The sequence below is a fragment of the Sphingomonas sp. Leaf17 genome, assembly GCF_001421505.1.
In the GTDB taxonomy this organism is placed as follows: Bacteria; Pseudomonadota; Alphaproteobacteria; order Sphingomonadales; family Sphingomonadaceae; genus Sphingomonas.
The window spans coordinates 137,804-150,416 of the sequence record NZ_LMKL01000009.1; the positions used below are offsets into that span (position 1 = coordinate 137,804).

Below are 12,613 nucleotides of genomic sequence, written 5' to 3' on the forward strand. Positions count from 1 at the left end.
CGATATACCGGGCAAGGGAGCGTGATCGTACCAATGACTGAAACAGGCTTCGAATCGATCGCGCTGCGCGATCTGGAGGCGATGCGCGACGCGGACCGTGACGCCCTGCCATTCGGCGTCGTCGGCTTTGCGGCCGACACGGCCGTGCAGGTCTACAACGCCACCGAGGCGCGTATGTCGGGCCTCGATCCCGCGACCGTCGTCGGCGTGCCGTTTTTCGATGCGGTGGCGCAGTGCATGAACAATTTCATGGTGGCCCAGCGGTTCGAGGACGAACCCGATCTCGACGCGATCGTCCCCTATGTCCTGACGCTGCGGATGCGACCCACGCGGGTGCGCCTGCGGTTGCTGGCGGCGACCGACGTGCCGCGCCGTTACGTGCTCATCGAACGCTAGGCCCGGCGCCATGACCGCCATGTCGAGCGAGGAGCAGCTGCTCGAATTCCTCTACGCCTGTCCCGTCGGGCTGATCGAATGCGATGCGGCCGGCGATATCGGCATGATGAACCCGCACGCCATGCAACATCTGCTGCCGCTGGCGGGTGCGCGCGACGCCGGCAACCTGTTCGCGGCGCTGGAACAGCATGCGCCCGAACTGCGCAGCATCGTGGCCGCGTTCACCGCCCCGACCGGGCGGATCTGCGACGGGCATCGGATCTTCGTCGAACTGGGTATCGGACAGCGGACCGTTCCGCCCAAGGTGCTGGCCTGCACGGTGATGAAACTGGGGCCGAACCGGCTGATGGCCACGCTGTCCGACGTCAGCGCGCAGGTCGTGCAGGAACAGCGGTTGCGCCAGGCGGATACCTGGTTCGCCACGCTGCTGGACGGCGTCAACGACTATGCGACGCTGACGATCGCGTCCGATGGCGCGATCCAGTCGGCCGACGACGGCTTTACCCGCCAGACCGGACGCGATTCCGCGCTGGTGACCGGCCGCAACCTTGGCGACATCCTGACCAGCGACGGCCCCGGCGGCGACCTGCGGCTGGACGAGCAGCTGGTGATCGCCGCGCGCGAAGGGTGGCATCTGCAGGAAGGCTGGCAGCAGCGCGCGGATGGGGACCGGTACTGGTGCCAGCGTCTGGTGGTGGCCCTGTCGTCCGACGACGGACACCCGGTCCGGTTCTCGGTCGTGCTGCGCGACGTGCCGCGGCGCGGCGATGCGGCGGAGGATCTGCGCCGCCTGCTCACCTGCGATCACCTGACCGGCGCGGCCAACCGGCGGCATTTCAGCCAGGTCCTGGCGCGCGAGCAGCGGCTTTGGCACGACCTGCGCCAGTCGCTGTCGCTGATCGTGCTGGATCTGGATCATTTCAAGGCGGTGAACGACCGGCATGGCCATCCGGTCGGCGACCAGCTTTTGTGCCGGGTCACCGACGCCTGTACCGTGCTGCTGCCGCCCTGCGGCATCTTTGCCCGGCTGGGGGGTGAGGAGTTCGGCGTGCTGCTGCCCCGGCACGACCACGATCAGGCGATGCGTCTGGCGGAGCATCTGCGCCAGGCCATCGCCACCATCGCCGTGGACACGCCGAACGGTACGGTGACGGCGACGGCCAGTTTCGGCATCGCCACCATGGACGAGACCGAAGGGTCGATCGACGCGCTGATCGCGCTGGCCGACGAGCGACTGTACGCCGCCAAACGCGCCGGTCGGAACCGGGTGCATCCGCCCCGGGCGCGGGCCGCATGACGCGCCTGCGGCTTCACCGCGACGCGGCCCGCCGCATCGCCCGGTCGGTGGTCACCGCCGAGACGCGGCGTATTCGCGGGACGGATCTGTCCGAAACCCATCGGCATTGGACCAGCGGCGACGACTGGCCCGAAACGCTGGCGATCGGTGACGCGGGCCTCGGGCTGGATTCGCTGGAACAGCTGGGCGCGCTCGGCGTCCTGGCCGAGACGTTCGACCTGGACGACAGCCTGCTTGGCCACGATCCGCCCCGGACCGTCGGGAACTGGATCGACTGGATCCTGCGCGGCCATGACGCGGACGACAGCCGGATGACGGTGCGCACGTCGGGTTCGACCGGTGCGCCGCGTCCATGCGTCCACGCCATGGCCGACCTGCTGGGCGAGGCGACGTATCTCGCCACGCTGCTGCCCGGTCGGCGGCGGGTCGTGGCGCTGGTTCCGGCGCATCACCTGTACGGGATCATCTGGACCGCGCTGCTGCCGGCGGCATTGGGCGTCCCGGTCGTGATCCGCACCGCCGGTGCCGCGCTGGACCTGCGCGCCGGCGATCTGGTCGTCGCGGTGCCGGACCAGTGGCGCGCGATCCTGCGCCGGACCGCACGGATTCCCGCCGATATCGTCGGCGTCAGTTCGGCCGGGCCGCTGGACGACGACACCGCCGCCGCGCTGCTCGCGACCGGGATCGGCCGCGTCATCGACGTGTACGGCGCGTCGGAAACCGGTGCGATCGCCTATCGCGACGTGCCGGCAACGGCCTATACCCTGTTGCCGCGCTGGAATCTGGCCGCGCGGAGCGACGATTGGTACCTTGTCGATGCCGCCGGTCATGCCGTCGACCTGCCCGACCATGTCGAGCGGACGGGCGCGCGCACGATACGCCCGGTCGGGCGGCGCGACGGCGCGGTGCAGGTGGCGGGTCACAATGTCTGGCCGGCGCGGGTCGCCCAACTGCTGCGCGCGGCGGACGGCGTGGCGGACGCGGCGGTGCGCCTGCACGCCAACGGCCGGCTCGCGGCCTTCATCGTGCCCGCGCCGGGGCGCGACCCCGCCGCCCTATCGGTCGATCTCGACCGGTTCGCGGCCACCCGCCTTGCACCGCACGAACGACCGAAAACCCTGCGCTTCGGCGCGGCCCTGCCCCGCAATGCGATGGGCAAACTGGAAGACTGGACATGATGCACGCGCCGATCACGGCTTCCGACATGGCATCGGCACGGCCCCTCACGCTGGCGGATGCCTGTCAGGGCTGTCGCACGCAGGCCCCCCTGAAGACCGCCATCACCATGGCGTTCCAGCCGATCGTCGACATCGGCAGCGGGACCGTGTTCGCGTACGAGGCGCTGGTGCGGGGGCAGAATGGCCAGTCCGCCGGCGAGATCCTGTCCGGGATCGACCCCGACATGATCTACAAGTTCGACCAGACCTGCCGCGTCAAGGCGATCGAGCTGGCCGGCGGGCTGTTCGCCCCCGGTGGCGCGGCCAAACTGTCGATCAACTTCATGCCGAACGCGGTGTACGAACCCAACGCCTGCATCCGCGCCTCGCTGGCCGCCGCGCGCCGCGTGGGGTTCGATCCCGGCCGGCTGATGTTCGAGTTCACCGAAAACGAACCGATGCGGGACGCCGGCCACGTCCGGGGCATCATCGAGGCATATCGCGCCCGCGGCTTCACCACCGCCATCGACGATTTCGGGGCCGGTTATGCCGGACTCGGCCTGATCGCCGACCTGCGCCCGGACATGCTGAAGATCGACATGGCGCTGGTGCGCGACATCGACACGTCGGCCGCCCGCCGGACGATCGTCGCCGCCGTGCTCGGGATGGCCGACGCTCTTGGGGTACGGTGCATCGCCGAGGGCATCGAGACGGCCGAGGAACTGGAAACGCTGCGCGCGATCGGCATCCGGCTGTGCCAGGGATATCATATCGCCCGCCCGGCGACCGAGGCCCTGCCGCTGGCATAGGTCCGGCGAACGGCTGGACCTCGCACCCGATCGGGTGGTCGGCACGTTGAGCGGCCCATGACCGTCCCCATGAACTTCAATGCCGTCGCCCCCGAACCCTATATCCTGATGCTCACCGGCTTCGGTATCCTGACGGCGCTCGTCGTCTGGTTGCCACTGGTCCTGCGCCGACTGCCGCTGTCGCTGCCGATCGTCTGCATCGCGCTGGGGGCCGCGATATTCTCCGTCCCGCAGGTCACGTTGCGGCCGCTGCCCTGGCTGTACCCGCATATCACCGAACGGTTCAGCGAGTTCGTCGTCATCATCGCGCTGATGGGGGCGGGGCTGAAGATCGACCGGGTGTTCCGCTGGCGCGACTGGGCGGTGACGTGGCGGTTGCTGGCCATCACCATGCCGCTGGGGATCGTTGCCATCGCCGCGCTGACCGCATGGGGCCTTGGCCTGCCCTGGGCGATCGCGCTGTTGCTGGCCGCCAGCCTTGCCCCGACCGACCCCGTGCTGGCGTCCGACATCCAGGTCGGACCACCCAAGACCGGCGACGAGGACGAGGTGCGCTTCGGCCTGACGTCGGAGGCCGGGCTGAACGACGGCCTGGCCTTTCCCTTCGTCCATCTGGCGATCGCGCTGGCGACCGTCGGTGCCGCCGGACAGGACGTGGTCGGCGAATGGCTCAGCTACCGGGTTCTGTGGGAAATCGTCGCCGGCATTGGCGCGGGGTGGGTGATCGGCCGCGTGTTCGGCTGGCTGACCTTCCACGTCTCGGCGGATACCAAGCTGGCGCAGACGGGTGACGGCCTGATCGCTCTGGCGGCGACCTGCATATCCTACGGCTTTACCGAACTGATCCACTGCTACGGCTTCCTGGCGGTATTCGTCACCGCGCTGACGTTCCGCAGCACGCACCGGGACCATGATTTCCACCACGACATGCACGACGTCACCGAACAGATCGAACGGCTGGCGATGATGGTCCTGTTGCTGCTGTTCGGCGGTGCGCTGGTCAGCGGGCTGCTGGCCGAGGTGTCGGGACGCGACGTCGCCATCGCGTTCATCATCCTGCTGGTCGTCCGGCCGGTCGCGGGCATGATCGGCCTGACGGGGGCACGGGTCGACCGGTCGGAAAAACTGACCCTCGCCTTTTTCGGCATACGCGGCGTCGGGTCGATCTATTATCTGGCGTACGGCCTGAACCATGTCGATGTCGGCGATCCGCAGCGGCTGTGGGGGCTGGTCGGCGTCGTCATCCTGATGTCGGTCATCCTGCACGGGATCACCGTCACCCCGATCATGCGATCGCTGGACCGGCGACGGGGGCGCGACCCGGACCGGGACATGCCGCCGGTCGAAGGATGACCGGCGCTCAGTCGTTGCGCGCCCGGATCCGTTCGGCCAGCAGCGTGGCGAAGCACAGCCAGGCCACGAACGGCACCCCGGTTGCCGCCGCCGGGCGATCGACCCGCGCCGCGGCGGCGACATAGCCGGCGCCGCTGACGACCATGGCCGCGGACGCCACCGTGCTGGCGGTCAGCGCCTTCTGGCGAAAGAAGATTTCCGTCCAGCCGCCGATCATCGCCGTATTGGCCAGCCACAACCCCACCGCCCGGTTGCGGGCGGCACCGGGCGGGTGGCGCAGCAACCGGTACCCACCGACCCCCAGCCCGACCTCCAGCACCGGCCACACCGCACCGAAGGCGGCATCCGGCGGCGTGAAGGCCGGCTTGTCGAGCCGATGGTACCAGCGACGGATACCGGGATGTGTCGGATCGGGCGCGTTGCGGCGACCGATCAGCGCGCTCGCCCCGAGCACGGCCGCGACGACGACCAGCGCCGCGGGGCGGGACAGGCCGGTACGGCCCGGTTCGGGCGTGGCGGGGTTCATCATGACCGGTGTCCTTTGCGCGCGGACGGCCTGCCCGCCGGGGTTCAAGCGCGGCAGCGCGCGGGACGTTCCACCGCCACCGCCGACCGGCCCCGTCGTCAGGACAGATGATCCAGAAAATTACGCAGTTCGATCCGCCGGCTGTCCGCGTGCGCGAACTGACGATCGACGCCAAGCGCCCAGAGCAACGCACGGCTGTCCGGCGCATCGTGCAGCGCGTCCAGCCGCGCCGCCTGCTGTTCGACGTCGGCATCGCTGCGCGCCAGCCCCGCCTCGATCAGATCGGCGACCTGCCGGCGCAGCGCCGCGGCGATTTCGCCGGGGGCCAGTTCGGGATGATATTGCACACCCCAGAATGTCCCGCCGTCATGCCGGATTTCGGCCGCCTGGATCGCGGTGACCGCATTGCCGGCCAGCAGGGTCGCATCGGCGGGCAGCGCCTCGACCTCGTCGCCGTGGATTGCCGGCGCGTCCCAGCTTGGCGCACGGTTGGCCAGCATCGGGTGGTCGCGCCCTGCGGCGGTCGCGGTGATCCGCCGCGCGATCCCCGCCTCCATCCGGTCCGGCATCTTCCGTACGCGCCCACCCGCCGCCGCGACCGCCAGTTGCAATCCGGCACACGACCCGAAGGACGGCGTACCCGACCGGAACACCGCCCGCATGAACGTCAGTTGCCGCCGCACCGCCGGGGTATCATCGTACACATGCAGCGGTGCCCCGGTGATGAAGACGCCGTCGAACCCAGCCAGGGCTTCCGCATCCATGGGACGGGCATCGTCGTCGGCCGGCGCGACGATCGTGATGGCGGCACCGGGACGCAGCTGACGCAGGGTCGCGGCATAGCTTTCGCCCGAGCTTTTGCCGACATGGCCACGACGGTGTGCCCGTTCCTCGGGGGTTTCGCTCTCGGCGACGAGCAGGTTCGGCACGGAACATTCCTTGAATGGAGCGATGCGGATTGGGCGCGATGAAGGCACGGACCGGCCGGTCCGACGGGCGATCCGGAACACGAACGCACGCGGTCCGGGCAATCTCCATCCGGCCTGCATTTGGTGTCACGGCAGGGTTCACGGCGCGATTGCGGGGACAGGACCGTAGGATAAATCGCGTGTCATCACGCCCGCGTCGGCCTAGGATGCCGGCACAGGCTGGGATGCGGTTTTGACATGGGACATACGCTGGACGACAATCGCCTCGACAACCGTCATATCTGTCTTGTCGTCGACAGCCCGATCCCGTCGGTCATCAGCAACCCCCGGTTGCCGGACAATCCGATCGTGGCCTGCAATGCCGCGTTCTGCGATCTGACGGGCTATCCGGCTGAAGACGTGGTCGGCCGAAACTGCCGTTTCCTGTCTGGACCGGCGACCGAACCGTGGCTGACCGAGGAAATCCGCCGGGGAGTACGCGAACATCGCCCGGTGCTGGTCGAAATCCTCAACTACAAGCGGAGCGGTCAGCCGTTCCGCAACGCCGTGCTCGTCGCCCCGATCTATGACGAGGACGACGCGTTGCTGTACTTCCTGGGATCACAGGTCGAAATCGACGCCGATGCGGCCGCACCGTCGAGCATGCGCCGGATCCGCGCGGCCGAAATGGTGAAGGCGCTCTCGCCGCGACAGGGCCAGGTGCTGAAAATGGTGGCCGGCGGTCTGCTCAACAAACAGATCGCGGCAAAGCTCGACCTCGCGGAAAAGACGGTCAAGATGCACCGCGCGATCCTGATGAACCGGCTGGGGCTGCATACGACCGCCGACCTGATCCGCCTTGCGGTCGAGGCCGGGCTGTAGCCCACCGGGGACCGGTACGGCACAAGGTCCGTATCGTGCGCGCAGTATCCGCGTCGTAGACAAGCTGTGGAGTCACAGCGGCGCTACCGGGTATCAACCAGCCATTTGGTATTCGGTCAGGCCATCCCTTGCCCTTTCCGGTGCCGCTGTGACGACATCGCGGGAGCCTCAGGATCGTTTCCCGACGATTGCGTGTCCTCCTGCCACGTCATGCCGGCGCGACCGCGCCACGACCCACTGCAGGAGAGACCGATGGATATCGTGACGCCTTTTCAGTTTCAGCTGGTCTACAACGCGTTTTCCTTCACCTTCGCGACGATGGCCGCAGCGACCCTGTTCCTGTGGCTCAGCCGGTCGCAGGTGGCCCCCGCCTATCGCACGGCGCTGGTGATCTCGGGGCTGGTCACCGCCATCGCCGCCTATCACTATTTCCGTATCTTCGAGAGCTGGAACGAGGCCTACACTTTCAAAAACGGTGTCGTGACCGCGACCGGTTTCGCGTTCAACGACGCCTATCGCTACGTCGACTGGTTGCTGACCGTGCCGCTGCTGCTCGTGGAACTGGTGCTGGTCATGCGTCTGTCGCGTGAGGAAACGTCCTCTAAGTCGATCCGGCTCGGATCGGCCGCCGCGCTAATGATCATCCTTGGCTACCCGGGTGAAATCGCCACCGACATTCCGACCCGCGCCCTGTGGGGCACGCTGTCGGCGATCCCGTTCCTCTACATCGTCTGGGAGCTGTTCAGCGGTCTCGGCGCGTCGATCAAGCAGCAGCCCGCCGCCGCGCAAAATCTGGTGCGCAAGGCCCGCCTGCTCACCTTCGCCTCGTGGGGCTTCTATCCGATCGTCTACATGGCACCCTATGCCGGGCTGACCGGCGGCACCGTCACGACGACGATCCAGATCGGCTACACGATCGCCGACATCGCCGCCAAGGCGGGGCTTGGCATCCTGATCTTCCTGATCGCGGTCCGGAAGTCGGAAGCCGAAACCGCCGGTGGCAAGGCCTACTCCGCCTGATCCGATGGCCGTAACGCCGATCCTGTCCAGCCTGCCCGGTCGCCGCGTCCCTCACGGACGCGGCGACATCGTCTTTTCCGCCTATTGGGTCGTCGCGGCGGTTCTGGCCGCCTTGGCCGTGTCAGGCTATCCGCTCGACACATCCGCAGCCGTCACGATCGCCGGCATCGTGTTCATCGGCGGCGGCCTGCCGCACGGGGCCTATGACATCGCGTTGCTGCGCCGTGCCATCGCACTTCGTCCGGACAGGATGGTCGCCGTCGTGACCGGATATGCCCTGATCGCACTGCTGATGGCGGGATTGTGGATGGCGATGCCGCTGCTCGCGCTCGTGCTGTTCCTGATCGTGGCGGCGGTGCATTTCGGCGAGGATTGGGAAATGCTCGACGAACCGCTGCTGCGTGGCGCGGCCGGAGCGGCGGTGATCGCCGCACCGACCATCGGGCATGCGGATGGGGTAGCCGCGCTGTTCGTGGCGATGAGCGACACCCGGTCGATCGTGATCGCGCAGATCGTCATCGCGGCGGCACCCGTCATCCTTCTGGTCACGGTGGTCGGCGTCGTCCTTGCCTGGCGCAATGGCGGACGACGCTGGGCCTCGGCCATGACGCTGTGCCTTGTCCTGCTCGTGCTGCTGCCGCCGGTATGGGGTTTTGCGCTGTTCTTCGTGTTTCTCCATTCGCCGCGCCATCTCGCACAGACGCGCGTCGCGCTTGGCGACATGACGCTCGCGCGGTGGGTCGCAACCGGGGCGGCGTTGTCGCTCCTGACCGTCCTGGGCTGGCTCGTCATACGCCGGCTTGCGCCCTATGGTGACAGTCCGCCAATGGTCGCCCAGGCTTTCCAGCTGCTGGCGTCCGTCGCCGTCCCGCACCTGCTCCTGTCCCGCTGGCTCCAGCGCCGCGTCGAGCGCCTCGACCAACCCCTGCCCCTCCTGCTTCACGAAAAGACCATGCTGCAATGACACATCGTACCGCTATCGTCATCGGCGCCGGGATCGGCGGCATCGCCTGCGCCATCCGTCTGCAGAGCCTTGGCTTCGACACGCGGATCGTCGAACAGCTCGATGACGTCGGCGGGCGGGCCTATGTCCGGCGCGAAAAAGGCTTCACCTTCGACATGGGGCCGACGGTGCTGACCGTGCCGCATTTCATCGAAGAGCTGTTCTCGCTCGAACGCGACCGGGCGATGCTGACCGCGCCCGACTTTCCCGACGACGTGCTGGAGGACGGCAAGCGCATCCTGTCCGGCATCAGCGGCGGCCCCAATACCAGCCGCTATCTCGACATCGTCCCCGTCCTGCCCTTCTACCGGATCTATTTCGACGACGGCAGCTTCTTCGACTACGATGCCGATCCGGTGAACGTCCGCGCGCAGATCGCACGGCTCGCACCCGAGGATCTGGAGGGCTACGAACGCTTCCACGAGGCCGCGCGGGCGATCTTCAAGCGCGGCTTCCTCGAACTCGGCTACACTTATTTCGGCAGCCTCGGCTCGATGCTCGGCGTCGTATCCGACCTGCTCAAGCTGGGTGCGGTGCAGCCGCTGTTCTCGCTCGTCAGCAAATATTTCAAGAGCGACAAGATGCGGCAGGTGTTCAGCTTTGAACCGCTGCTCATCGGCGGCAATCCGCTGAAGGTACCCGCCATCTATGCGATGATCCATTTCGTCGAAAAGACCTGGGGCGTGCATTTCGCGATGGGTGGCACCGGCGCGCTGGTCGAGGCGCTTGTACGCAAGTTCGAGGAACTGGGCGGCACGGTCCAGCTTGCCGCCCCCGTGGCGCGGATCGACGTCGAGAAGCGCGGGCGCAAGCGCGTCGCGACGGGCGTGACGCTGGGGTCGGGCCAGCACCTGACCGCTGATCTGGTCGTGTCCAACGCCGATTACGCCACGACCTATCTGACGCTGATCGACAAGGCGCACCGGCGGATCAATCGCGACGCGGTGGTCAAGTTCCGCAAGCAGAGCATGTCGCTAATGGTGATCTATTTCGGCTACGCGATGCGCGACGGCGATCCCGACCTGCGGCATCACAACATCATCCTCGGGCCGCGCTATGAGGAACTGCTGACCGACATTTTCGAGCGCAAGATCCTGGCCGAGGATTTCTCGCAATATCTCCACATCCCGACCATGACCGACCCGAGCCTCGCACCGCCCGGCCATCACGCGGCCTATACCTTGATTCCGATGCCCAACACGCTCGGCGACATCGACTGGGACGCGGTGGGTGAGGGGTTTGCCGACACCGTGATGCGGTTCCTGGAGGCGCGTGGCTACATTCCGGACCTCGCCGAGCGGCTGGTCTATCGCAGCTTCGTCACGCCCGATTACTTCGAGCAGACGCTGGGCGCCTATGCCGGCAACGGCTTCGGCGTCGAACCGCGGCTGACCCAGACCGCGTTCTTCCGGCCGCATAACCGCAGCGAGGACATCACCGGCCTGTATCTGGTGGGGCAAGGGACACAGCCCGGCGGCGGCACGCCATCGGTGATGATGTCGGCGAAAATGACGGCGCGCGAGATTGCCCGCGATTTCGCGGTCGACCGGCGGATCGTTGAAGGCATGCCGGGGCAGGGATGAAGCGGGCGGCGTGAGCATGAAGCCGCGACCGGCACGCCCCGCGCCGCAACGTCACGCTTCAGCGATAATCCGCGCCGCCAGCATCCGCCCCGATCGCCACGCGCTCTCGACCCTGGCACCCAGCAGCCAGTCGCCGGCGGCTCCGATCCGGGTGACGCCGTTCCACAGGGCGCCGTGCCGTGTCGCGGTGGCGCGAGCGTAGCGCCAGCGGTGAGCGATCTGTACGATCGGATCGGGCAAGGGCGCATCCACCACACCGGCAAGCGCCGACACCAGTGCCGCAACAACCGAATCCGCCGAATCCTCCAGATGGTCGCGCGACCATTGCGGTGTCGCCTGCAGAACCCAGGCCTCCCCATCGCCGCGCCCCGGCTTGGCGCTGTTGCGCGCCGCCCAGCCAAGAATACCCGCGTCCCGGACCGTATCGGCGGCTAGCGCAATACGCCGGTCGAACGCCACCATCGCGGTCCAGCAGGGTGCCGAGGGACACGCGCGCGCCGTCGCCGCCATCACCGGATCATGCGGATCCAGCAACGGCGCGGCCTGTTCCGCCGGTATCGCCACCACGACGGCGTCGAACAGCATTTCGGACACCGGATCGACCATCCAGGACTGTCCCACCCGGCGGATGGACTCGACCCGCCGATGCCATTGCACCGACAGACCTTCGGCCATCGCGCCGACGACGGCGCACATGCCCGGCGTGCCAACCCAAGCGCCATCGCCAGCGGCCGGCCAGGGTGCAACCACGCCTGCCATCGCCCATGCGCGCACGGCTTCGGCAAAGTCGGGGTGGTGCACGGTGAAGTACTGCGCCCCGTGATCGAACGCGACATCCCCTGCCGGGGTCGCGACGCGCCGCGTCGCCATTCGTCCACCCGGCCCACGCCCCTTGTCGAAGACCGAAACCGCATGTCCGCCGCCATGAAGTCTGGTCGCGCATGCCAGGCCCGCGATACCGGCACCGATGATGGCGATCTTCACTGAAACCATTTCCTTCGACACGATGACGATACAGGCAAAACAGCAGTGAGCGCGGCAACGATCGCCACCGTCCTTGCTTAACCCTAGACCATAAGAACCCTGCCAATTACGTGGATCACATCGTTCGTGCACGCAATGTCCGTCGCCACTATGGTCGGACCATCGACGATCATGGCGCTCGTGCCGTCAACCGATTTCGCCAGGATCGGGCGGACTCGGCCGACGGCCAAGGATGCCCTCTCGTTGAGTAGTTCGTCGCACATGCAATCGTTGAAGCTTGCGACGGACTTGTCTTGCGTTGGCTTGCCTGACGCGATGCAATATCATCCGAAGCCCACGTCGCCGGAGCAGGTAAGTGAGCCGCTGCGGGGATGAAAATCTGGACCGAGCGACGCAAAGCGATGCTCGCCGAACTGCAACTTGCCGAACAGGACGCCGCGCAGACCGCATCCACAGGATCCCAGTTGCTGCACCCCGACCTTGGTCGCCTTTATCGCGAGAAGGTCGGTCAGTTCACTGCAACGTTCCAGGACGATGCGCTGAAGGCGCAGGCGTTCGAACGGTTACGCGCGCTCATTGAGGCCGTGGTGCTGACCCCGGAAGACGGCGATCTTGCCATCGACCTGCGCGGCGAGCGCCCCACGATGCTGTCGCGATGTGCTGGATCCGGAACGCAAAAAGCCCCAAACGCTGGT

General features: G+C 67.3%; 13 protein-coding genes and 1 pseudogene. 10 read left to right on the forward strand and 4 right to left on the reverse strand.

The features are described 5' to 3' along the window. Window positions 1–33 precede the first annotated feature (33 nt). Genes ASE75_RS14450 through ASE75_RS14470 form a run of 5 tightly spaced genes read left to right on the forward strand, consistent with a single transcriptional unit; the run spans window position 34 to window position 5,012 of the window. Window positions 34–396, forward strand: a complete 363-nt coding sequence (locus tag ASE75_RS14450) for a hypothetical protein (RefSeq protein WP_055934835.1) — start codon at window positions 34–36, stop codon at window positions 394–396. A 10-nt stretch (window positions 397–406) separates the two neighbouring features. Beyond that, the gene (locus tag ASE75_RS14455; RefSeq protein WP_055934838.1) at window positions 407–1,693 is read left to right on the forward strand and encodes a sensor domain-containing diguanylate cyclase; all 1,287 of its coding nucleotides are present in this window, start codon (window positions 407–409) and stop codon (window positions 1,691–1,693) included. Further along, entirely contained in the window at window positions 1,690–2,871 is a 1,182-nt protein-coding gene (locus tag ASE75_RS14460) for an AMP-binding protein (RefSeq protein WP_055934841.1), read from the forward strand. The genes ASE75_RS14455 and ASE75_RS14460 overlap by 4 nt, the downstream gene beginning before the upstream one ends. Window positions 2,872–2,897: 26 nt before the next feature. Further along, a complete protein-coding gene (locus tag ASE75_RS14465; RefSeq protein ID WP_055934921.1) occupies window positions 2,898–3,659 on the forward strand; it encodes an EAL domain-containing protein in 762 nt (253 codons plus the stop codon). A 57-nt stretch (window positions 3,660–3,716) separates the two neighbouring features. Continuing rightward, the gene (locus ASE75_RS14470) at window positions 3,717–5,012 is read left to right on the forward strand and encodes a cation:proton antiporter (RefSeq protein ID WP_235512819.1); all 1,296 of its coding nucleotides are present in this window, start codon (window positions 3,717–3,719) and stop codon (window positions 5,010–5,012) included. A gap of 7 nt (window positions 5,013–5,019) precedes the next feature. On the opposite strand, the gene ASE75_RS14475 is transcribed toward ASE75_RS14470, so the two are convergent. After that, on the reverse strand, window positions 5,020–5,541 hold the full coding sequence (locus ASE75_RS14475; protein ID WP_235512820.1) for a TspO/MBR family protein: 522 nt from the start codon (window positions 5,539–5,541) through the stop codon (window positions 5,020–5,022). Window positions 5,542–5,636: 95 nt separating this feature from the next. Then, entirely contained in the window at window positions 5,637–6,467 is an 831-nt protein-coding gene (locus ASE75_RS14480) for a type 1 glutamine amidotransferase (protein ID WP_055934844.1), read from the reverse strand. Window positions 6,468–6,704: 237 nt separating this feature from the next. Here ASE75_RS14480 and ASE75_RS14485 point away from each other — a divergent pair, with 237 nt between their 5' ends. From ASE75_RS14485 to crtI, 4 genes are all read left to right on the forward strand, one after another. Continuing rightward, window positions 6,705–7,328: a LuxR C-terminal-related transcriptional regulator gene (locus tag ASE75_RS14485; protein ID WP_055934847.1), complete on the forward strand. Its 624-nt coding sequence runs from the start codon at window positions 6,705–6,707 to the stop codon at window positions 7,326–7,328. A gap of 252 nt (window positions 7,329–7,580) precedes the next feature. Further along, complete coding sequence (locus ASE75_RS14490) at window positions 7,581–8,348, forward strand: bacteriorhodopsin-like (protein ID WP_055934929.1); 768 nt, start codon at window positions 7,581–7,583, stop codon at window positions 8,346–8,348. A gap of 4 nt (window positions 8,349–8,352) precedes the next feature. Further along, complete coding sequence (locus tag ASE75_RS14495; RefSeq protein ID WP_055934850.1) at window positions 8,353–9,312, forward strand: Brp/Blh family beta-carotene 15,15'-dioxygenase; 960 nt, start codon at window positions 8,353–8,355, stop codon at window positions 9,310–9,312. Beyond that, window positions 9,309–10,934 carry a phytoene desaturase family protein gene (crtI, locus tag ASE75_RS14500; RefSeq protein WP_055934852.1) on the forward strand — a complete coding sequence of 542 codons (1,626 nt, stop codon included), beginning with the start codon at window positions 9,309–9,311 and terminating at the stop codon, window positions 10,932–10,934. The genes ASE75_RS14495 and crtI overlap by 4 nt, the downstream gene beginning before the upstream one ends. 51 nt (window positions 10,935–10,985) lie before the next feature. Here the strand turns inward: crtI and ASE75_RS14505 are convergent, their stop codons facing one another. Together ASE75_RS14505 and ASE75_RS16160 are read right to left on the reverse strand one after the other, a co-directional pair. Next, window positions 10,986–11,918, reverse strand: a complete 933-nt coding sequence (locus ASE75_RS14505) for an NAD(P)/FAD-dependent oxidoreductase (RefSeq protein ID WP_055934855.1) — start codon at window positions 11,916–11,918, stop codon at window positions 10,986–10,988. An 83-nt stretch (window positions 11,919–12,001) separates the two neighbouring features. Continuing rightward, window positions 12,002–12,181: a fasciclin domain-containing protein gene (locus tag ASE75_RS16160; RefSeq protein ID WP_055934858.1), complete on the reverse strand. Its 180-nt coding sequence runs from the start codon at window positions 12,179–12,181 to the stop codon at window positions 12,002–12,004. 108 nt (window positions 12,182–12,289) lie between these two features. Here ASE75_RS16160 and ASE75_RS14515 point away from each other — a divergent pair. After that, window positions 12,290–12,613: pseudogene (locus tag ASE75_RS14515) on the forward strand (hypothetical protein); the annotation flags it as partial.

Bases quoted from the DNA above. Each gene is read 5' to 3' on its own strand.
- ASE75_RS14490 (WP_055934929.1), top strand. From the start codon at position 7,581: ATGGATATCGTGACGCCTTTTCAGTTTCAGCTGGTCTACAACGCGTTT.
- ASE75_RS14455 (WP_055934838.1), top strand. From the start codon at position 407: ATGACCGCCATGTCGAGCGAGGAGCAGCTGCTCGAATTCCTCTACGCC.
- ASE75_RS14475 (WP_235512820.1), bottom strand. From the start codon at position 5,541: ATGATGAACCCCGCCACGCCCGAACCGGGCCGTACCGGCCTGTCCCGC.
- crtI (WP_055934852.1), top strand. From the start codon at position 9,309: ATGACACATCGTACCGCTATCGTCATCGGCGCCGGGATCGGCGGCATC.
- ASE75_RS14450 (WP_055934835.1), top strand. From the start codon at position 34: ATGACTGAAACAGGCTTCGAATCGATCGCGCTGCGCGATCTGGAGGCG.
- ASE75_RS14460 (WP_055934841.1), top strand. From the start codon at position 1,690: ATGACGCGCCTGCGGCTTCACCGCGACGCGGCCCGCCGCATCGCCCGG.
- ASE75_RS16160 (WP_055934858.1), bottom strand. From the start codon at position 12,181: ATGTGCGACGAACTACTCAACGAGAGGGCATCCTTGGCCGTCGGCCGA.
- ASE75_RS14495 (WP_055934850.1), top strand. From the start codon at position 8,353: ATGGCCGTAACGCCGATCCTGTCCAGCCTGCCCGGTCGCCGCGTCCCT.
- ASE75_RS14485 (WP_055934847.1), top strand. From the start codon at position 6,705: ATGGGACATACGCTGGACGACAATCGCCTCGACAACCGTCATATCTGT.
- ASE75_RS14465 (WP_055934921.1), top strand. From the start codon at position 2,898: ATGGCATCGGCACGGCCCCTCACGCTGGCGGATGCCTGTCAGGGCTGT.
- ASE75_RS14470 (WP_235512819.1), top strand. From the start codon at position 3,717: ATGACCGTCCCCATGAACTTCAATGCCGTCGCCCCCGAACCCTATATC.